This is a genomic window from Agromyces sp. NPDC127015 (assembly GCF_042725165.1).
Lineage (GTDB): Bacteria > Actinomycetota > Actinomycetes > Actinomycetales > Microbacteriaceae > Agromyces > Agromyces chromiiresistens.
In genome coordinates this window covers 430,721-449,583 of record NZ_JBHXDI010000003.1, presented here as the reverse complement: position 1 = coordinate 449,583, position 18,863 = coordinate 430,721, and the positions used below count along the sequence as shown (strand labels likewise).

Sequence of the window (18,863 nt, the reverse complement as noted above, 5' to 3'; positions counted from 1 at the left end):
ACCTCGGCGACGATGGTGGCGCACGCACACGCCTCGAGCTCGGCATGATCGCCGGAGGAGGGTGCGGAGCCATCGCCGGAGGCACGATCATCGGCCTGGCAATGGAGGAGATCGCCGGTCGCATTCTGCGAGTCGACGTGTGTGTCGGTTGCTGTGCGTAGGCTCGCATCGTGCCCGACCTCGACGATGTGCGCCGCGCCGCCGCCCGGCTGCCGGGCAGCGAAGAGCGGGCGACGACCGGCGGCGCGGCCTGGTTCGTGCGCGGCAAGCTCTACGCGTGGGAGTGCCACCCGTGGCCGAGCATTCCCGACGACCTGCGCGAGATCATCGCGGCCGAGCTCGTGGTCGGGGTGAAGGTCGCCGATCCGGTCGATGCGCTGGCCCTCCGCGAGATGGCGCCAGACGTCTTCCTCGGCCCGACCACCCGGTGGGGCGAGCCGAAGATCGCGTTCCGCATGGCGCGCATCGACGCCGACCACCTCGCCGAGCTCGTGACCGAGGCGTGGCGCGTGCAGGCTCCGAAGTACCTGCGGCGCGAGTTCTTCGGCGACGACGCGTAGTCGAGCCCCGCGGGGAGCTGACTCCTCCGAGAGCTCCAGTCGTTGTCTTGGGTGAACTCCGTGCGGGATCGATCAGCCGAGCGGGACGCGGAAGTAGAGATCCCAGTGCAGTTTGCATCCGGGGTTGAACGGCGCCGCGCAGGACGGACATGCGTGCGCGTCGGCATACTCGGCGATGGTCAGCAGTGTTCCGCACACCCCGCAGAGCACCGCCCGTTCCTGAAATTCCTCGGTCCGCCACTGGGCAGCCGGATGATCAACGGCCTCGCTGTGACAGAGATGACAGGGATAGAAGTCGCCGCAGCACGCGAACTCGATGGCGATGACGTCGAGATCGGTTCGGTAGTGAACGCAGCGGGTTTCAGCATCGACGACCGCCCCGCGCACCAGCGGCCTCACGGCGACCCCGAACCGTGTTCGAGCTCGTCGGCGTCTGGCCGCACGTCCTCGATGTAGCGTCCGCCGATCGTGGCGATTCCGAAGGTGGCGGGCTTGCCTCGCAATCGGAGGATCACTTCGACGATCATCATGGTGCACATCGTCAGGGTGCCGAGGATCCATACGACGACCGTCACCCACATCGGCGGGTACACCCAGTCGGGTGCGCCGAAGATGACGCCGAAGACGATGATCTCGAGCAGGATGAGCGCAAGTCCGATGAGGAACACCGCGCCCGACACCAGATAGATCGACCGCGCGGGGTCGCCCTTGTAGATGAGTTGGAAGCGGGGGCGCCTCACGGGCGCGCGGTTGACCGCGGCTGCGGCTCGCTTCGTCCGCTTCTTGCGACGACGAGCATTCGATCTCCCCACAACTCCCTCTCCTCGATCGGCCCTCGCGGCATCCGACCCTCGTCGTCGGTGCTGGTCGTGTGTATTGAGTGCTCCGACGATAACCCGTCGCGTGGAAGCCGGAGCACGCTGGCATCAGGTCACGCCAGATCCGACCGCATCGCATCCAAGGTGCGCTTCATCGCCGCGTCCGAGAGTGGATGCCGCAGTCGCTCACCGCGCGGGGTTCGACGGTCCCGTCGCAATGCGCGGGCCCGCCATGCCTTCGTCATGTGCCCGCCCGCTTCAGCGCGCGCACATTTGACGAGTTCACGATAGGCCTCTGCGACATGCGCGGGAGCCTGGATTCCAAGCAGCGACTCGTAAAAACGAAGCCGGGATTGGATCTCGCTGATCGTCGAAGACACCGCCATGCGCGCGGTGGCTGATCCGTCCCTGCGTATGACGAGGTATGGAGCTTCGAGGTAGTCGTGCACGGCGCGGATCGCTTCGGCGTAGTTTCGAGCTCGTCGATCAGAGCGGGCCTTCCGCTGCTGGACGACGTAGCCGACAACTACGACGACAGCCGCGATCACCGCCGCCAGTACGGTCGCGCCTGCTCCGATCCAAGCGTCGGCGGTGATCGTGTCATCTGGCGTGACGGGCCAGTAGATGATCATCGCTGGAATCCATGTGGTGCGTCAGGGACAGGCCATTTGCCGCTGTCTCGCCAGATGTCTTCATAGAAGAGGTGGTCAGCGACCATCACAAGCAGCGACTGCAAGCCCTTCTCAGAGGTCCACCGCTTCTCTGCCGGATCGCGGACGTCGTAGAGACAGAGGGCGTCGTCTGTCGGCATGCGATGTTTCGATCGCGCTCCGGGGTCGGCGAATACCCGCGGATAGTCACTCGGGTCCAGACCGAACGTGTCATACAGGGGATCCCGGTAGAACTCGATCCGGACGGGCACCCGTGCAGCTCGCGCTGGGACGTGAATGCCCGTGTGGTGGTACGTCAGCTTCACGGTGTTTTCCTCGATCACGAGTCGTCGACCGTGCAGCAGCCGTGCCTTCGCCTCGAGAGCCGATCGCCATCGTCCGTCGACTCCGTACCAGTGCGCGGTCGACGTCCCGAAGCTACCGCTCACGGCGCCCACGCGCGCGCCGGAATCGGCCTCTTGGCAGTCGTTGCGCTGATCATCTCGGTCGGTTTCCGCCCGTCGTTCATCGCCGCCCCCTCTCGCTTTACGTCGGCGGACGGGGGGAATGGAAGCATCTCCGGGTCATAGAACAACTGAGCGAGCTTGTCGATCGCGGTCGCGGGGTAGCCACGCCGCTCGAAGCTGATCGCCGCATCGAGAAGAGCGAGCGCATCGCGCAACTCGGCGAGAACCTCGGTTCGGGTGAAGCCCTCGCCAAGCTTGATCGGCTGCTCCGCGACACCAGCCGGGTCCGGTGTGAGGCCATGTTCGAGGCTGCGGATCGAGCCCGCGAACCAATCCCGCAACCCGGGAAGAATCGCACCGGGCTGTACGACCGAATCGAATGCGAGCGCCTTGATGTTCCAGGAGCACAACGGCTTGTCATGTCGGCGACTCCAGTGCTTTGCGAGCCGGACGACGCGCGCGAATCGGCTCGCAGTGTTCGCGTTCGCCTCGCGTACGAGTCGAGTATGCTCCTCCGGGTCAGAGCGATCCCAAGCGTCCCAGCGTGGGATGAACAGCCCCTTCGCGCCTGGGTTGTCGATGGCGACGATGACGTCGGCGGTGAAGTCGCGCTGGCCCTCAGTCACGGGCTGACGGAACCGTACGAGGATCGAGCGCTTGTGCCCGTCCACCTCGACACGGAGGTCGTCATAGTCGGGACCGAGTTCCCGGCGGATGGATTCTGCTGCACGTTCTTTCAGATCGGCAGGCCCCCGTCGTCCCGGGCCGTACTTGTTGTCGGGGTCCGGGATCACGACACCCAAGTCGACATCGTTGAGCGGGTTGAGGGCGTCCCCATGCGCGACGCTGCCGTTGTTGTAGGTGCGAGAGCCTGGGAACTCTTTCTTGAGCGCGGTCGCGATTCGGTTGCGTCGATGGCGGGCCTCGTCGAGCTCTTCGTCGTTGACCTCAATGCGGTGACGGGCTGCCTCGAGGGCGGCTTCCAGAACCGATGTCTGGAGCTGGGGGTCGGTGAGGGTCAAGGTGACTATCCGTTCTGCCGGCTTCACCGGCGGTCGGCCCGATTCGGACGCCGAGGGAGTTGAATCCATTCGGCGTCCGGGCTAGAGTCGACTGCGTTCTGACCAAGAATGCGCGAGCTCTGCGGGCTCCTCCCCTACGGGCGGGTGCCAGCAGGGCTTTCGTGTTTAAGCGTACGTGCGGCCTCTGACAAGGGTGCTAGGGACGAACCGGACTTCCGAGCCGAAAGACGCGCGGCGAGCCCTTCCTCCAATCGAGCGATGGTTCTAAGGTCCGGCCACACCCGGCCTGCGAGCAGCCCGCGGAGCGTTTCCTGTTGAAGTCGCACTCAGCGGCGGCTTCCCGAATACTCCGGCCGCCTACCGCGGCGGCGACGTTCTGAGCGAATGCCCCGCCACCGCCGCGGCATGATCCGTTGTCTCACGGTCGGGCCACACGGAGAGACGAGATCTACAGGACGCTCACGTGGTCTGCCGACCACGAATCCGGCCTTTCACCACTTCAGCTGATGTCCGTGCAGAATTGAAGCCCTAGATGACTGCAAGAAATGTAAGCGGGTCATTTGAAGACTTACGTGACATCCGACAACGCGACTAGAAGTCCCAGTCCTCGTCTTCGGTGACCACGGCCTTGCCGATCACGTACGACGACCCCGACCCGCTGAAGAAGTCGTGGTTCTCGTCGGCGTTCGGCGAGAGCGCCGAGAGGATCGCCGGGTTCACGTCGGTGACGGTCTTCGGGAACATCGGCTCGTAGCCGAGGTTCATGAGGGCCTTGTTGGCGTTGTAGTGCAGGAACTTCTTGACGTCTTCGGTCAGGCCGACGCCGTCGTAGAGGTCTTGCGTGTACTGCACCTCGTTGTCGTAGAGCTCGTAGAGCAGCGAGAACGTGTAGTCCTTGAGGTCGTCGCGCGTGGCCTGGTCGACCAGCTCGAGGCCCTTCTGGAACTTGTAGCCGATGTAGTACCCGTGCACGGCCTCGTCGCGGATGATGAGGCGGATGAGGTCGGCCGTGTTGGTGAGCTTCGCACGGCTCGACCAGTACATCGGCAGGTAGAAGCCCGAGTAGAACAGGAAGCTCTCGAGCAGCGTCGAGGCGACCTTGCGCTTCAGGGGTTCGTCGCCACGGTAGTACTCCATGACGATCGCGGCCTTCTTCTGCAGGTTCTCGTTGTCGACCGACCAGCGGAAGGCGTCGTCGATCTCCTTCGTCGAGCACAGCGTCGAGAAGATCGACGAGTAGCTCTTCGCGTGCACCGACTCCATGAACGCGATGTTCGTGTAGACCGCCTCTTCGTGAGGGGTGATCGCGTCGGGGATGAGCGAGACCGCACCGACCGTGCCCTGGATCGTGTCGAGCAGCGTGAGGCCGGTGAACACCCGCATCGTCAGCGTCTGCTCGTCGGGCGTCAGCGTGTTCCACGACTGGATGTCGTTCGACAGCGGCACCTTCTCGGGCAGCCAGAAGTTGTTCACGAGGCGGTTCCAGACCTCGAGGTCCTTGTCGTCCTGGATGCGGTTCCAGTTGATGGCGTTGACGTGGTCGACGAGCTTGAGCTTGCCGCCGGTGTGCGCCGGGTCGTTGCCGGCCGCGTTGACCGGATCGGTGAGGGTCATGTCGGTTCCTTCGAGAAGAGGGGTTGGATGTCGCGGGGCCGGTGGTCTCGATACGCTTCGCCACTCGACCGACCGAGCAATGCTCAGAGCATGCAGCTGACGCACTCGTCCAGGTTCGTGCCCTCGAGCGCGAGCTGACGCAGGCGGATGTAGTAGATCGTCTTGATCCCCTTCTTCCATGCGTAGATCTGCGCCTTGTTGATGTCGCGGGTCGTCGCAGTGTCCTTGAAGAAGAGCGTGAGCGAGAGGCCCTGGTCGACGTGCTGCGTCGCCGCGGCGTAGGTGTCGATGACCTTCTCGTAGCCGATCTCGTACGCGTCCTGGTAGTACTCGAGGTTGTCGTTCGTCATGAACGCCGCCGGGTAGTAGACGCGCCCGAGCTTGCCCTCTTTCCGGATCTCGATCTTCGAGGCGATCGGGTGGATCGACGCCGTCGAGTTGTTGATGTACGAGATCGAGCCGGTCGGCGGCACCGCCTGCAGGTTCTGGTTGTAGATGCCGTGCTCCTGGATCGAGGCCTTGAGCTCGAGCCAGTCCTGCTGCGTCGGGATGTGCACGCCGGCGTCGGCGAAGAGCTGCGTGACCTTCGCCGTCTCGGGCACCCACGCGGCATCCGTGTACTTGTCGAAGAACTCGCCCGATGCGTACTTCGAGTCGGCGAAGCCGTCGAAGACCTCACCGCGCTCGATCGCGATCCGGTTCGACGCGCGCAGCGCGTGGAACAGCACCGTGTAGAAGTAGATGTTCGTGAAGTCGATGCCCTCTTCGGAGCCGTAGAAGATGCGCTCACGGGCGAGGTAGCCGTGCAGGTTCATCTGGCCGAGGCCGATGGCGTGGGACTTGTCGTTGCCGTCCTCGACCGAGCGCACCGAGGTGATGTGGCTCTGGTTCGACACCGACGTCAGGCCGCGGATCGCGGTCTCGACGGTCTTGCCGAAGTCGGGCGAGTCCATCGTGAGCGCGATGTTCAGCGAACCCAGGTTGCAGGAGATGTCCTTGCCGATCTCCTTGTACGAGAGGTCCTCGTTGTAGGTCGTCGGCGTGTTCACCTGCAGGATCTCGCTGCAGAGGTTCGACATGTTGATGCGGCCCTTGATCGGGTTCGCCTTGTTCACCGTGTCTTCGAACACGATGTACGGGTAGCCCGACTCGAACTGGATCTCGGCGATCGTCTGGAAGAAGTCGCGCGCGTTGATCTTCGTCTTCTTGATGCGCGGGTTGTCGACCATCTCGCGGTAGTGCTCGGTGATCGGCACATCGCCGAACGGCTTGCCGTAGACCTTCTCGACGTCGTAGGGCGAGAAGAGGTACATGTCCTCGTTGTTCTTCGCGAGCTCGAACGTGATGTCGGGCACGACGACGCCGAGCGACAGCGTCTTGATGCGGATCTTCTCGTCGGCGTTCTCGCGCTTCGTGTCGAGGAACCGCATGATGTCGGGGTGGTGCGCGCTGAGGTACACCGCACCGGCACCCTGGCGGGCACCGAGCTGGTTCGCGTAGCTGAACGAGTCCTCGAGCAGCTTCATGACGGGGATGATGCCCGACGACTGGTTCTCGATCTGCTTGATCGGGGCGCCCGACTCGCGGATGTTCGAGAGCAGCAGTGCCACGCCGCCGCCGCGCTTCGACAGCTGCAGGGCCGAGTTGATGCCGCGGGCGATCGACTCCATGTTGTCTTCGATGCGCAGCAGGAAGCACGAGACGAGCTCGCCGCGCTGCGCCTTGCCCGTGTTGAGGAAGGTCGGCGTGGCCGGCTGGAAGCGGCCGCCGATGATCTCTTCCACCAGGTCGATCGCGAGCTGCTCGTCGCCCTGCGCGAGCCCGAGCGCGGTCATGACGACGCGGTCCTCGAAGCGCTCGAGGTAGCGCTTGCCGTCGAACGTCTTGAGCGTGTAGCTCGTGTAGTACTTGAACGCCCCGAGGAACGTCTCGAAGCGGAACTTCTTCGAGTAGGCGAGGTCGTTGAGCTTCTGGATGAACTCGAACGAGTACTGCTCGAGCACCTGGGGCTCGTAGTACTCCTTCTCGACGAGGTAGTCGAGCCGCTCCTTCAGCGAGTGGAAGAAGACCGTGTTCTGGTTGACGTGCTGCAGGAAGTACTCGCGCGCCGCCTCGCGGTCTTTGTCGAACTGGATCTCGCCGTTCGGACCGTACAGGTTCAGCATCGCGTTGAGCGAGTGATAGTCCATCGCCGTGCGCGGGGCCTCCATGAGCGCTACGCCGTCTGCTGCAGTTGACTTGACCAAAATGCGTCCAATCCATCGTCGACGGCGCGAACGTCGTCAGGGGTTCCGAATACTTCGAAGCGGTAGAGGTGCGGCACCTTGCACTTCGCGGCGATGATGTCGCCGGCGAGGCAGTAGGCCGACCCGAAATTGGTGTTGCCGGCGCTGATCACGCCGCGGATGAGCGCGCGATTGCGCTCGTCGTTGAGGAACTTGATGACCTGCTTCGGCACGGCGCCCTTGCCGTCGCCTCCGCCGTAGGTCGGGACGACGAGCACGAACGGCTCGTCGGCGTGCAGTGCCTCGTCGCGGGCGTGCAGCGGAATGCGCTCGGCCGGGCGGCCGAGCTTCTCGATGAAGCGCTTCGTGTTGCCCGAGACGCTCGAGAAGTAGACCAGGTTCGTCATGATCGTCTCCCTTCGCGGTTCCGGTTCACTCCCCCGAGCTCACCGGACGCGACTAGGCGAGACGGGCGGCGAGCTCGTCGATCTTGTCGGGGCGGAAGCCCGACCAGTGGTCTTCGTCGGTGATGACGACCGGGGCCTGCAGGTAGCCGAGCTCCTTGACCTGCGCGAGCGCGCTCTCGTCGACAGAAAGGTCGAGCACTTCGTACTCGATGCCCTTGCTGTCGAGGGCGCGATACGTCGCGTTGCACTGGACGCAAGAAGGCTTGGTGTAGACCGTGACCGTCATTGTTTTCCCCTCGTTCTCGGGCCCTGGAGGAGCCCGTCCCCCGTGTTGCTATTTGGTACTTCAATACTACATCTAGTGTCTGCCGAACTGAACCGCCACAACATGCTGTAGTTACATTCGTGTAGTTATCCACGGGGTTTTCCACCGGTTGTGAACAACGGAAGTCGCGATGATCGGCCTGTTTCCGGGCTTCGGCGCGAGGTTCTCCACAGCTGTGCCGAATCGAGATTTCTCGACTGTGGATGAATCCCCGGCGTGTCGCGCTGCACGACACTTTGGGGCCTTTCGGCACCGATACCCCTACATATGGTGTTGTGCCTCCACCATGCCACCGACCACCGACATCGGGCCGGCGACGCGCGCGCGTCTCGAGCCCGACTCATGAATTCCGTCAACCGGCGTCATGATCCGGCCGCGGGCGCATCTCTTCAGTAGGGACGGTACCCGGCGTCCCCCCAAGCGACGAGCCGGGTACCGTCCCGCCTTCATCGCCCGCGTCGGCGCATCGTCGCCGCGACCGGTGGAGTCGACCGGCCCCGCGGCGTAGCCTGTGCGCGAGCATGGGAGGCCGCATGACCGAGTTCGTGACCTCAGCCGACGGCACGCGCATCGCCTACGACCGAGCAGGCTACGGGCCGCCCGTGATCCTCGTCGGCGGAGCGATGCAGTATCGCGCATTCGACCAGACGACGGTCGAAATGGCCGCGGCCCTCGCCGCCCACGGCTTCGACGTCGTGAACTTCGACCGGCGCGGGCGCGGTGAGAGTCCCGCCGCTCCCCCGATCACCCTCGCCCAGACCGTCGACGACCTGCGGGCGATCACCGACGAACTGCGACGCGATGCCATCGCCGACGACGTCGCACTGTTCGGCAACTCCTCCGGCGGCGCGATCGCGTTGGCCGCGGCCGCGGCGGGCCTGCCCGTCTCGAAGCTCGTGCTGTTCGAGGTGCCGCTCGACGAGGAGCTCGGCGGTCAGGGCGACGAGTTCCTCGCGGGCCTCCGCGAGCGGATCGCGGCCGGCGACCCCGCCGCCGTCATCGAGCACTACATGGCCGACATGCCGCCCGAATGGCTCGCCGCCGCGAAGCAGAGCCCCGCATGGCCGCTCATGCTCGAGCTCGGTCCGAGCCTCGAACCCGACGCCGAGTCTCTCGCCTGGAGCCAGTCGGCACCGCGCGCCGAACTGTGGCGGGGCGTCACCGCGCCCACGCTCGCCCTCGTCGGCGAGGAGACCCTGCCGATCATGACCGCCGCTGCCGCCTCGATAGTCGCGTCGATGCCGAACGCCGAGTCGCGCAGCATGCCCGCCGTGAACCACGCGTGGGAGCCGTCGACGATGGCGCTCGCGATCGCCGGGTTCCTCGTCGGCTGACCCGCATCGCGGATGCCTCGGGGCCGGCCCCGAGGCATCCGCCGTGTTCGATGGTTCAGGCCCTGGCGGCCTTCGCCGCCGCCTTCATCGCCTGCTTGTGGGCGCGCACCTTCGCCAGCGACTCGGGGCTCACGATGTCGGCGACCGACGAGAACGAGCCCTCGTCGCCGTAGGCGCCCGCCGCCTCGCGCCAGCCCGGCGCCTCGAGGCCGCACTGCTTGCCGAGGAGGGCCAGGAAGATCTTCGCCTTCTGCTCGCCGAAGCCCGGCAGCGCCTTCAGGCGCTTCAGCACCTCGGCGCCCGACGGGTCGCCCTGCGTCCAGACGGCGGCGGCGTCGCCGCCCCACTCGTCGCGCACCGCGGCGGCGAGCGCCTGCACCCGCCCGGCCATCGAGCCGGGGTACCGGTGCACCGCGGGAGTCTGCCGGAACACCTCGACCAGCGCATCGGGGTCGGTCGCGGCGATCGCCGCGGGCTCGATCGTGCCGAGCCGCTCGCGGATCTTGGCCGGGCCCGAGAACGCCGTCTCCATCGCGACCTGCTGGTCGAGCAGCATGCCCGTGAGCAGCGCGAACGCGTGGGTCGAGAGCAGTTCGTCGGCGGCCGGGTCGTCGGTGATGTGCAGAGCCATGCGATCCATCCTCGCACCGGGGGCCACGAGCGGCCACCGGGATGCGGATGTCGGCGCCCGGTGCTGGAATGGGGGTCGAGCCCGCAGCCCGCGTCGCGAGACCCGAGATCCTTCAACGATTCAGCATCACCGACGATCAACGGAGAAGAGCCATGGCCATCGAGATGGACGTCAAGATCGAACTCATCCACGTGCCCGTCACCGACGTCGACCGCGCGAAGGCGTTCTACGCCGACCGGTGCGGCTTCAACGTCGACTACGACCAGCGCGTGAGCGAGACCCTGCGCTTCGTGCAGATCACCCCACCCGGTTCGGCGTGCTCGATCGCCATCGGCGAGGGCATGGGCGCGACGATCGAGCCCGGCAGGCTCGACGTGATCCAGGCGGTGATCCCCGACGCCGACGCCGCCCTCGCCCAGCTGCGCGCCGCCGGCGTCGACGCGCAGGGCGTCGACGAGCAGCCGTGGGGCCGGTTCGTCACGTTCGCCGACCCCGACGGCAACAAGTGGACGCTGCAGCAGCTGCCCGAGTGGTCGCAGCAGGCGCGGGCCGAGTGACCCCGGCGCGGCCGGGTCGCCGCCGACGGCCCGCCGCCCGCGCATGACGACGGCCCCCGCTCCCGAAGGAGCGAGGGCCGCCGTCAGTGCGTCGTCGTCCGGAGCGGTCAGCCCGCCTGGTTGACGATGTCGAGGAGGTTCGGGTTGTTGGCGTACGCCTCGGCCGCGTTCTCCTTGGTCACGATGACCGGGTCGAGCAGGTACGCGGGAACGACCTTCACGCCGTTGTCGTACTGCTCGGTGTCGTTGACGTCGACCTCTTCGCCGGCCTGGAGCTGCTTGATCATGTTGATCGTCTGCTCCACGAGGAGGGTCGTGTCCTTGTTGATGGTCGAGTACTGCTCACCGGCCATGATCGACTTCACCGACTCGACCTCGGAGTCCTGACCGGTGACGGTCACCTTCGAGACGTCCTTGCCGGCCTGCTTGATCGAGGTGAGGATCGCGCGGGCGAGGTTGTCGTTCGGCGAGAGCACGCCGTCGATGTTCGCCGACGCGTAGTTCGCCGCGAGCAGCGAGTCCATGCGGCTCTGCGCGTTCTCGGCCTCCCAGCCCTGCGTCGCGGTCTGCGCGATGTCGGTCTGGCCCGAGGTCACCACGAGGGTGCCGTCGTCGATCTTCGGCTGCAGCACCTCCATCGCGCCGTTGAAGAACACGGCCGAGTTCGCGTCGTCGGGCGAGCCGCTGAAGAGCTCGATGTTGTACGGCGCCTCGTGGCCCGAACGTGCGGCGAGACCGTCGAGCAGGGCCTGGCCCTGCAGCTGGCCGACCTTGAAGTTGTCGAACGCGACGTAGTAGTCGACGTTCGGCGTGTTCTCGATGAGCCGGTCGTAGGCGATGATCTTGACGCCCGCGTCGGCGGCCTGCTGCAGCTGCGTGCCGAGCTGCTTGCCGTCCTTCGCGCCGATGACGATGACCTTCGCGCCGTTGGTGACCATGGCCGAGATCTGGTTCTGCTGCTCGGCGACGGTGTTCGAGGCCGGGGCGTACTGCACGTCGCCCTTGAAGCCGGCCTCCTTCAGGCCGTCCTCGAAGAGGCCGCCCGCGAGCACCCAGTTCTCACTGGTCTTGTCGGGCAGGGCCACGCCGATGGTCGAGTCGGCGGCGAAACCGGCCGAGGTGGTCTCGTCGCCGCCGCCCGACGAACCGCCGCGGTCGCCGGAGCAACCCGTCAGCGCGAGGGCTGCGATCGCGGCCACGGCGGTGGCTGCGAGAGTGAGCTTCTTCATTGATCAATCACTTTCTGGTTGGGATATTCGGACTTCTCTTGGAGGGGAAGGTCTCTGGGGCGGGCGAGGGTGCCCGTGGATGCCTCGGCGCGGCGCCGAGGCATCCGTTTCGTCACCGCGGCAGGTCGGCCGGCTGGGACGACTCGTTCGACACGTTGGTGGGGGCGACCGCAGGGGGTTCGGTGGGACCCTGCGACTCGAGCCTCGCCTTGCGGCGGTTCGACCAGATGCCGAAGATCGAGGCACCGCCCTGGCGCTTCGACCAGACGTCGACCGCGACCGCCAGCAGCAGCACGAGGCCCTTGATGATCTGCACGACGTCGGCGCCGGCGCCGATGAGCTGCAGGCCGTTGTTGAGGAAGGCCATGACGAGGCCACCGACGATCGACCCGATCACGGTGCCGATGCCGCCCGAGACCGCCGCGCCGCCGATGAACACGGCCGCGATCGCGTCGAGCTCCCAGCCGTTGCCGTCCTGCGGACCTGAGGCGGTCGAGCGGGCGACGAAGATCATGCCCGCGAGGGCGGCGAGCACCGACATGTTCATCATGACGAAGAAGTCGACCCTGCGGTCCTTCACGCCCGAGAGGGTCGCCGCGAGGCGGTTGCCGCCGACTGCGTAGATGTGGCGGCCGAAGATCGTGTTGTTCGTGATGAACGAGTACACGATCACGAGGACGACGAGGATGATGCCCGAGATCGGGAAGCTCGTGCCGGGGCGACCGGTCGCGAACAGCCACGCGGCCCAGAGGATGACACCCGCGAGCACGACGACCTTGACGACGCTCACCCAGACGGGCGCCATCTCGGAGCCCAGCTTCTTCTGCGTGCGGCGCAGGTGGATCTCGTTCCAGACGATCCAGGCGGCGCCCGCGAGGCCGAGCAGCATCGTGAGCACGTTGAAGTCGAGCGGCACCGAGAGCTCGGGCAGGTAGCCGGCGCCGATGAAGCTGAACTCCTGCGGCACCGGCGTCGTCGTCGACTGGCCGATGAACTGGTTGCCGCCTCGGAACACGAGCATGCCCGCCAATGTCACGATGAACGCCGGTACCCCGACGAACGCGACCCAGAAGCCCTGCCACGCACCGATCGCGATGCCGACGGCGAGGCCGAGCAGGATGGCGAGCGGCCACGGCATGTTCCATTCGGCCATCGCCTTCGCCACGACGATGCCGGTGAACGCCGCGACCGAGCCGACCGACAGGTCGATGTGGCCCATGATGATGACCATCACCATGCCGATCGACAGGATCAGGATGTAGGAGTACTGGTTGACGACGTTGATCAGGTTCGTCGGCGAGAGCGTCAGCCCGTCGGTCCAGATCTGGAAGATCAGGATGATGACGATCAGGCTGCCGAGGATGCCGAACTGGCGCAGGCTCGACTGGCCGCCTCCGAAGACCTTCCGGATGTCGGAGAGGCCGCCCTTCTTCTGGGGGCTCGCAGGGGTGCTCGCGGTGCTCATGCGTTCGCCTTCTTCTTGGCCGAGGTCATGCTGCGCATGAGCGCCTCGGGGTTCGCCTCTGATGCGGGGATGTTGTCGGTGATCTGGCCTTCGAAGACCGTGTAGATGCGGTCGGCTATGCCGAGCAGTTCGGGCAGCTCGCTCGAGATGAGGATGACGCCCTTGCCCTGCGCCGCGAGCGCCTGGATGATCGTGTAGATCTCGTACTTGGCGCCGACGTCGATGCCGCGGGTCGGCTCGTCGAGGATGAGCAGGTCGGGGTCGGTGAACATCCACTTCGCCAGCACGACCTTCTGCTGGTTGCCGCCCGAGAGCTTCGAGACGCCGACGTCGACGCTCGGGGTCTTGATGCGCAGCTGCTTGCGGTACTCCTCCGCGATGCCGAACTCCTGCGAGTCGTCGACGACGCCGCGCTTCGAGATCTTGGAGAGCTTCGCCGCGACGATCGACCGCTTGATCGTGTCGAGCAGGTTGAGGCCGAGCTGCTTGCGGTCCTCGCTCACGTAGGCCAGGCCGTGCTCGATCGCCGACTCGACGTCCTTCAGGACGATCTCCTTGCCGTCCTTCACGATCGTGCCGGCGAGGTAGTTGCCGTACGAGCGGCCGAAGATGCTCATCGCGAGCTCGGTCCGGCCGGCGCCCATGAGGCCCGCGAGGCCGACGATCTCGCCGCGGCGCACGTTGAAGCTCGAGCCCTTCGCGACGAGGCGCTCGGGCACCTGCGGGTGCTGGATCGTCCAGTCCTTCACCTCGAAGAACACGTCGCCGATGTGCGGGGTGCGGTCGGGGAACCGGCTCTCGAGGGAGCGGCCGACCATGCCGCGGATGATGCGGTCCTCATCGACGCCGCCGGCCTTCACGTCGAGAGTCTCGATCGTGTGGCCGTCTCGGATGATCGTGATCTCGTCGGCGATCTCCTCGATCTCGTTGAGCTTGTGGGAGATCATGATCGAGGTGATCCCCTTGCCCTTGAGGCCGCGGATCAGGTCGAGCAGGTGCTCGGAGTCGTCCTCGTTGAGCGCCGCCGTCGGCTCGTCGAGGATGAGGAGCTTCACGTCCTTCGCGAGCGCCTTCGCGATCTCGACGAGCTGCTGCTTGCCGACGCCGAGGTGCTTGATCTGGGTGTCGGGGTCCTCCTCGAGGCCGACGCGGGCGAGCAGGTCGAGGGCGCGGATCTTGGCCTCGGCCCAGTCGATGCGGCCGCGCTTGGCGATCTCGTTGCCGAGGAAGATGTTCTCGGTGATCGACAGCTCGGGGATGAGCGCGAGCTCCTGGTGGATGATCGCGATGCCGGCCGCCTCGCTGGCGCGGATGTCCTTGAACTGCACCTCCTCGCCGCGGAAGTAGATCTCGCCCGTGTAGGTGCCGTGCGGGTAGACGCCCGAGAGCACCTTCATGAGCGTCGACTTGCCGGCGCCGTTCTCGCCGCAGATCGCGTGGATCTCGGCCGGCATCACGGTGAGGGTGACCTCGGAGAGCGCCTTGACGCCGGGGAATTCCTTCGTGATGGAGCGCATCTCGAGGATCGGCTGCGCGCTCATCGGCGGCCTGCCGGTGCTGCGGTCATCGTCGACGGGTTCATCACGACCTCTGTGTCAGGATCCAGGACTCGATGTGACGCGTGTGACCGTTCACATCGGAACCAATGGTGCATCCGAGATCGGCCGGTGTCAAGCGGGGCCCCGGACGGGGGTCAGACCCGCGACCGTCGGCCCGGTGCGCCCCCCGTGGCGTCCCCCGCCGCGCGGACGACGGGCGCCTCGGCCGTCGAGCCCCGGACGACGAGCCGGGGCACGACCTGCTCGACCTCGAGCACCCGCTCGCCGTGCACCTGGTTCAGGAGCAGCGCCACCGCGCGCCGGCCGGTCTCGCGGTAGTCCTGGTAGACCGTGGTCAGCGGCGGCCACACGTGCTGCGCGACCGGGGTGTCGTCGAACCCGACGACGCTGATGTCGCCCGGCACGTCGAGGCCCATGTCGCGCACGGCATGCATGAAGCCGATCGCCATCTGGTCGTTGGCCGCGAACACCGCGGTGAAGTCGCGATGCCGCAGCAGCTCGCGCCCCGCGAAGTAGCCGAAGTCCGCGCTCCAGTCGCCGAGGATCGGCGGGCGCAGGTCGAGGTCGGCGTCGCCGATGGCGTCGAGGAACCCGCGCATCCGCGCCTCGGCCTCGATCCAGTCTTGCGGGCCCGCGAGGTGCACGATCTGGCGGTGGCCGAGGTTGATCAGGTGCTGCGTCGCGCGACGGGCGCCGGTGACCTGGTCGACCGACAGCGCGAGGTGGTCGCTGCGCCCCGTGGACTGCAGGCTCACGAACGGCACGCCCACCGGCGAGGCGGCCAGCACCTCGAAGACGCGCACCTGCGGCGCGATCACGACGAGCCCCTCGATCGCCTGCAGCATCAGGTGCTCGAGCGCGTCGGCGATGCCCTCGGCGGACTGGTCGGCGATGTTCGCGGTGTTGACGTAGTAGCCGTGCTCGCGCGCCGCGTCCTCGATCGCGGCGATGCTCGTCGCCGGGCCGTACTCGGTGCTCGTCGAGGCGAGCACGCCGATCGTGTGCGAGCGGCTCGTGACGAGCGCGCGGGCCGCCCGATTCGGCCGGTACTGCAGCGTCTCCATCGCGGCGAGCACGCGCTCGCGGGTCTCGGGCCGGATGCTCGGGTGATCGTTCAGCACCCGCGAGACCGTCTGGTGCGAGACCTCGGCCAGGCGCGCGACATCGCGGATGCTGGGCGCCCGCCCCTTGGGTGTCTCAGGATTCACTGCCAGACCGTTCTGGAACCGATGTGCACGGTCACATCGAAGCTGGTTCCATTATGCACACCCGGCCGCGTCGCGGACAGGCGAATCATGTGACAGTCACATGGCGGGGTCGAATCGTATCGACTTCCGGTGGTCGTCGCGCCGCGGCATCCTCGTCGCCGGGGTCGCGCTCTCACGGCCCCGTGGCACCCGGGGCAGGAGGACGCTTACGAGACCCCGGATGCCTCGGGTCGGACCCTCGGCGCGAGCAGCAGCGCGACGACGGCGATGACGAGCGTGACGGCGAAGTCGGCCGAGAAGCCGCCGACGACGACCGCGCTCGAGACGAGCGCGGTGACCGCGAGCGCGACCGACGCGCCGAGCGATTCGGCGATCGAGAGGGCCGCGCTGTTGAAGCCCTGCTCCGACACCTTCGACATGCCGAGCACCGAGACCGAGTGACGCGGGTACATGAAGCCCATCGCGCCGCCCGCGAGCGTCCACGCGACGAAGGCGACCGCGGGCGGCAGGTGGAACGCGGCCACGGCGAGCACGACGGCGAGCGCCACCACGAGCAGGCCCGAGCCGATCAGGACGGCCCGGGCGTTCGAGACGCGGTCGCCGAGGCGGCCCTGCAGCCACGAGGCGGCGGCCCAGCTGATGCCGGCACCGGTGAGCACGGCTCCGGCCGCGCTCGCACTGAACTCGTAGTCCTCCATCAGCAGGTAGGGCAGGTAGATCTCGCTGCCGAAGAACGCACCGGCGACGACGAAGCGCGACAGCACGGTCGCGGGAAGCCCGCGAGCGGCGCGGACCGCGCCGGCCGGCAGCAGCGGCCGCACCGCCACGACGACGAGCACGATCGCGACGGCGGCGACGATCCAGCGCCACGGGTCGCCGAACTCCTTCGCGAGCGAGATCCCGAGGGCGCCGACCGCGGTGAGCACGGCCCAGCCCACGCGGCCGAGGCTCCACGGCACCGACGGGTCGCCGGCGATCTCGCCGCGCACCCGGAGGATCGGCGGGAGGATCATGGCCGCCGCCGGGACGAGCAGGCCGATCACTCCGAGGAAGACCCAGTGCCAGCTCCAGGTCTCGGCGATCACGCCCGCGACCGCCGGCCCGACCATCGACGGGATGACCCACGCCGCCGCGAATCCGGCGAAGACGCGGGCGCGCAGCGCCTCGGGATACACCCGCGCGACGATGACGTAGAGCGGCACGATCACGGCGGCGCCCGACAGGCCGTGCACGAACCGGCCCACGATGAGCACGTTCATGTCGGTCGCGGTGCCCGCGATGACGAGTCCGACGACGAAGAGCCCCGCGGCCGTCACGAGCGACGGCAGCGGGCCCGACCGGTCGGTCCAGTTGCCGGCGATGACCATGCCGATGATGCCCGCGGCGAGCGGCACCGCGAATGCGAGCGCGTAGAGCGCCTCGCCGTGCAGGTCGCTCGCGACGAGCGGCATGATCGTCGTGACCGCCATGGCCTCGAACGCCGCGAGGAAGATGAGCGCGAACATGCCGATCGACAGCCACCGGTACGGCGGGGACAGCGGGCTGCGGGCCTCGATCGGCGTGGCCGCCGGTGCGTCGATCTCCCCGTTCTCGCGGGTCGGCATCGGGGTCTCGGCGGTCGGATCACTCACCCGGTCGAGCCTACGACCTCAAGGGCACTTGAACTCAAGCCGCGGCGTGCCGACGCGCCGGGGACGGCACGCCCATGCCCGTGCGGCGGGCGGTCACCAGGTCGACGGCGCCCGGACCACGAGGCGCATCGGCAGCGACACGCGCTCGGGGGCGCGGGACCGATCGATCAGCCGCGTCATCGCGAGCCCGGCGGCTCGCCGGCCGAGGGCGTCGACATCCCCCGCGACCACCGTGATGCCGAGCACGCGAGCCCACTCGACGTCGTCGAATCCGACCAGCGTCGGGCGGGCGGCACGGTCGCGGGTGGCGAGTTCCTCGACCGCGCCGAGCAGGATGCGGTTGTTGCCGGCGACGATCGCCGTGGGCGGCTCGCGGAGTGCGAGCAGCTCGGCGGTCTGGGCGCGTGCCGATGCCACGTCGTGCGCGTCGGTGCGCAGCAGTGCGCGCCAGTGCGACACCGCGCCCTCGTCGAGGACGTCGCCCATGCCGGCCAGGCGCTCGACGTGGGTGGGCAGCCAGCTGTAGTCGCCGATGAACGCGATCCGCCGATGGCCCGCCCCACGGAGGTGCTGTGCGGCGATCCGGCCGCCCGCCCGGTTGTCGAACACGACCGAGTCGGCGTCGAGGTGCTCTGCCGGGCGGTCGACGAACACGACCGGGATGCCGCGGGCCTGCAGGCGCGCGTACTCGGAGTGGTCGGGCATGGCGGACACGACGATCAGCGCCTTCGTCTTGCGATCGGCGAGATCCTGCACCGTCCGTCGTTCCTGCTCGGCCGACTCGCGCGAGTTCGCGACCGCGAGGTGGATCCCGTGCGGCCGCAGCTCGTCCTCGACGGCCTGCGCGAGTGCCGAGTAGAACGGGTTGCTGAAGTCGCCGGTGACCAGCCCGATCGAGTCGGCCAGGCGTCCGCTCGCGAGCAGGCTCGCCGCGGTGTTGCGCTGGTAGTCGAGCTCGCGCGCGGCCGCGAGCACCCGGGCGAGCGTCGCCTCGCTGACGTAGGACTCTCCCCCGAGGGCCCGCGACGCCGTCTTCAGGCTGACGCCGGCGCGCTCCGCGACCTGCGCGAGCGTCGCGCGAGCCGCGGGCGACGCGGGCGGCCCCGCTGGTGATTCCATGGCGCTCCTCGTGACCGATCGGTAGGCCCATTCTCCCGGTCC

Annotated in this window: 19 protein-coding genes; 3 read left to right on the top strand and 16 right to left on the bottom strand. The window is 67.3% G+C overall.

Annotated features, from left to right (window positions below; genetic code table 11):
• Positions 1-170: 170 nt before the first annotated feature.
• Entirely contained in the window at positions 171-560 is a 390-nt protein-coding gene (locus tag ACFWGP_RS11460; RefSeq protein ID WP_376930958.1) for an MmcQ/YjbR family DNA-binding protein, read from the top strand.
• A gap of 72 nt (positions 561-632) precedes the next feature.
• Here ACFWGP_RS11460 and ACFWGP_RS11455 read toward each other — a convergent pair whose 3' ends face one another.
• The 9 genes from ACFWGP_RS11455 to nrdH form a co-directional block, all read right to left on the bottom strand.
• Positions 633-959 carry a CHY zinc finger protein gene (locus ACFWGP_RS11455; protein ID WP_231432026.1) on the bottom strand — a complete coding sequence of 109 codons (327 nt, stop codon included), beginning with the start codon at positions 957-959 and terminating at the stop codon, positions 633-635.
• Positions 956-1,300 carry a hypothetical protein gene (locus ACFWGP_RS11450; protein ID WP_231432027.1) on the bottom strand — a complete coding sequence of 115 codons (345 nt, stop codon included), beginning with the start codon at positions 1,298-1,300 and terminating at the stop codon, positions 956-958. Before ACFWGP_RS11450 ends, ACFWGP_RS11455 begins: the two co-directional genes overlap by 4 nt.
• A 191-nt stretch (positions 1,301-1,491) precedes the next feature.
• Positions 1,492-2,010 (bottom strand): hypothetical protein, encoded by a 519-nt coding sequence (locus ACFWGP_RS11445; protein WP_376930957.1) that lies wholly within the window; start codon positions 2,008-2,010, stop codon positions 1,492-1,494.
• Positions 2,007-2,354, bottom strand: a complete 348-nt coding sequence (locus tag ACFWGP_RS11440) for a hypothetical protein (protein ID WP_376930956.1) — start codon at positions 2,352-2,354, stop codon at positions 2,007-2,009. The genes ACFWGP_RS11445 and ACFWGP_RS11440 overlap by 4 nt, the downstream gene beginning before the upstream one ends.
• Before the next feature lie 119 nt (positions 2,355-2,473).
• Positions 2,474-3,517 (bottom strand): nucleotidyltransferase, encoded by a 1,044-nt coding sequence (locus ACFWGP_RS11435; protein WP_376930955.1) that lies wholly within the window; start codon positions 3,515-3,517, stop codon positions 2,474-2,476.
• A 591-nt stretch (positions 3,518-4,108) separates the two neighbouring features.
• A complete protein-coding gene (gene nrdF, locus ACFWGP_RS11430; RefSeq protein WP_231432028.1) occupies positions 4,109-5,131 on the bottom strand; it encodes a class 1b ribonucleoside-diphosphate reductase subunit beta in 1,023 nt (340 codons plus the stop codon).
• 83 nt (positions 5,132-5,214) lie between these two features.
• Positions 5,215-7,341: a class 1b ribonucleoside-diphosphate reductase subunit alpha gene (gene nrdE, locus ACFWGP_RS11425; protein WP_231432029.1), complete on the bottom strand. Its 2,127-nt coding sequence runs from the start codon at positions 7,339-7,341 to the stop codon at positions 5,215-5,217.
• A gap of 5 nt (positions 7,342-7,346) precedes the next feature.
• Entirely contained in the window at positions 7,347-7,763 is a 417-nt protein-coding gene (nrdI, locus tag ACFWGP_RS11420) for a class Ib ribonucleoside-diphosphate reductase assembly flavoprotein NrdI (protein ID WP_231432030.1), read from the bottom strand.
• Between the two features lie 52 nt (positions 7,764-7,815).
• Positions 7,816-8,049, bottom strand: a complete 234-nt coding sequence (nrdH, locus tag ACFWGP_RS11415; protein ID WP_231432031.1) for a glutaredoxin-like protein NrdH — start codon at positions 8,047-8,049, stop codon at positions 7,816-7,818.
• 572 nt (positions 8,050-8,621) lie between these two features.
• On the opposite strand from nrdH, the gene ACFWGP_RS11410 reads away from it, so the two are divergent.
• Positions 8,622-9,422, top strand: coding sequence for an alpha/beta fold hydrolase (locus tag ACFWGP_RS11410; RefSeq protein WP_376930954.1), 801 nt, complete (start codon positions 8,622-8,624; stop codon positions 9,420-9,422).
• A gap of 55 nt (positions 9,423-9,477) precedes the next feature.
• Here ACFWGP_RS11410 and ACFWGP_RS11405 read toward each other — a convergent pair whose 3' ends face one another.
• Positions 9,478-10,062 (bottom strand): HhH-GPD-type base excision DNA repair protein, encoded by a 585-nt coding sequence (locus ACFWGP_RS11405; protein ID WP_376930953.1) that lies wholly within the window; start codon positions 10,060-10,062, stop codon positions 9,478-9,480.
• Positions 10,063-10,217: 155 nt separating this feature from the next.
• Here ACFWGP_RS11405 and ACFWGP_RS11400 point away from each other — a divergent pair, with 155 nt between their 5' ends.
• Entirely contained in the window at positions 10,218-10,610 is a 393-nt protein-coding gene (locus ACFWGP_RS11400) for a glyoxalase superfamily protein (protein WP_231432391.1), read from the top strand.
• A gap of 107 nt (positions 10,611-10,717) precedes the next feature.
• On the opposite strand, the gene ACFWGP_RS11395 is transcribed toward ACFWGP_RS11400, so the two are convergent.
• The 6 genes from ACFWGP_RS11395 to ACFWGP_RS11370 all read right to left on the bottom strand — a co-directional run bounded on the left by ACFWGP_RS11395 (position 10,718) and on the right by ACFWGP_RS11370 (position 18,821).
• Positions 10,718-11,839 (bottom strand): sugar-binding protein, encoded by a 1,122-nt coding sequence (locus tag ACFWGP_RS11395; RefSeq protein WP_231432034.1) that lies wholly within the window; start codon positions 11,837-11,839, stop codon positions 10,718-10,720.
• A 112-nt stretch (positions 11,840-11,951) separates the two neighbouring features.
• Positions 11,952-13,304, bottom strand: a complete 1,353-nt coding sequence (gene mmsB / locus ACFWGP_RS11390) for a multiple monosaccharide ABC transporter permease (protein ID WP_231432035.1) — start codon at positions 13,302-13,304, stop codon at positions 11,952-11,954.
• Positions 13,301-14,845, bottom strand: coding sequence for a multiple monosaccharide ABC transporter ATP-binding protein (mmsA, locus tag ACFWGP_RS11385; protein WP_231432036.1), 1,545 nt, complete (start codon positions 14,843-14,845; stop codon positions 13,301-13,303). Before mmsA ends, mmsB begins: the two co-directional genes overlap by 4 nt.
• Positions 14,846-14,997: 152 nt before the next feature.
• The gene (locus tag ACFWGP_RS11380) at positions 14,998-16,071 is read right to left on the bottom strand and encodes a LacI family DNA-binding transcriptional regulator (RefSeq protein WP_376930952.1); all 1,074 of its coding nucleotides are present in this window, start codon (positions 16,069-16,071) and stop codon (positions 14,998-15,000) included.
• A 206-nt stretch (positions 16,072-16,277) separates the two neighbouring features.
• Positions 16,278-17,702 (bottom strand): MFS transporter, encoded by a 1,425-nt coding sequence (locus ACFWGP_RS11375; protein ID WP_376930951.1) that lies wholly within the window; start codon positions 17,700-17,702, stop codon positions 16,278-16,280.
• Positions 17,703-17,795: 93 nt separating this feature from the next.
• Entirely contained in the window at positions 17,796-18,821 is a 1,026-nt protein-coding gene (locus ACFWGP_RS11370; protein WP_275506295.1) for a LacI family DNA-binding transcriptional regulator, read from the bottom strand.
• Positions 18,822-18,863: the final 42 nt, after the last annotated feature.

Coding starts and splice junctions, on each gene's coding strand:
- ACFWGP_RS11445 (WP_376930957.1), bottom strand. CDS start 2,010: ATGATCATCTACTGGCCCGTCACGCCAGATGACACGATCACCGCCGAC.
- nrdF (WP_231432028.1), bottom strand. CDS start 5,131: ATGACCCTCACCGATCCGGTCAACGCGGCCGGCAACGACCCGGCGCAC.
- nrdE (WP_231432029.1), bottom strand. CDS start 7,341: ATGGAGGCCCCGCGCACGGCGATGGACTATCACTCGCTCAACGCGATG.
- nrdI (WP_231432030.1), bottom strand. CDS start 7,763: ATGACGAACCTGGTCTACTTCTCGAGCGTCTCGGGCAACACGAAGCGC.
- nrdH (WP_231432031.1), bottom strand. CDS start 8,049: ATGACGGTCACGGTCTACACCAAGCCTTCTTGCGTCCAGTGCAACGCG.
- ACFWGP_RS11410 (WP_376930954.1), top strand. CDS start 8,622: ATGACCGAGTTCGTGACCTCAGCCGACGGCACGCGCATCGCCTACGAC.
- ACFWGP_RS11405 (WP_376930953.1), bottom strand. CDS start 10,062: ATGGATCGCATGGCTCTGCACATCACCGACGACCCGGCCGCCGACGAA.
- ACFWGP_RS11400 (WP_231432391.1), top strand. CDS start 10,218: ATGGACGTCAAGATCGAACTCATCCACGTGCCCGTCACCGACGTCGAC.
- ACFWGP_RS11395 (WP_231432034.1), bottom strand. CDS start 11,839: ATGAAGAAGCTCACTCTCGCAGCCACCGCCGTGGCCGCGATCGCAGCC.
- mmsB (WP_231432035.1), bottom strand. CDS start 13,304: ATGAGCACCGCGAGCACCCCTGCGAGCCCCCAGAAGAAGGGCGGCCTC.
- mmsA (WP_231432036.1), bottom strand. CDS start 14,845: ATGAGCGCGCAGCCGATCCTCGAGATGCGCTCCATCACGAAGGAATTC.
- ACFWGP_RS11370 (WP_275506295.1), bottom strand. CDS start 18,821: ATGGAATCACCAGCGGGGCCGCCCGCGTCGCCCGCGGCTCGCGCGACG.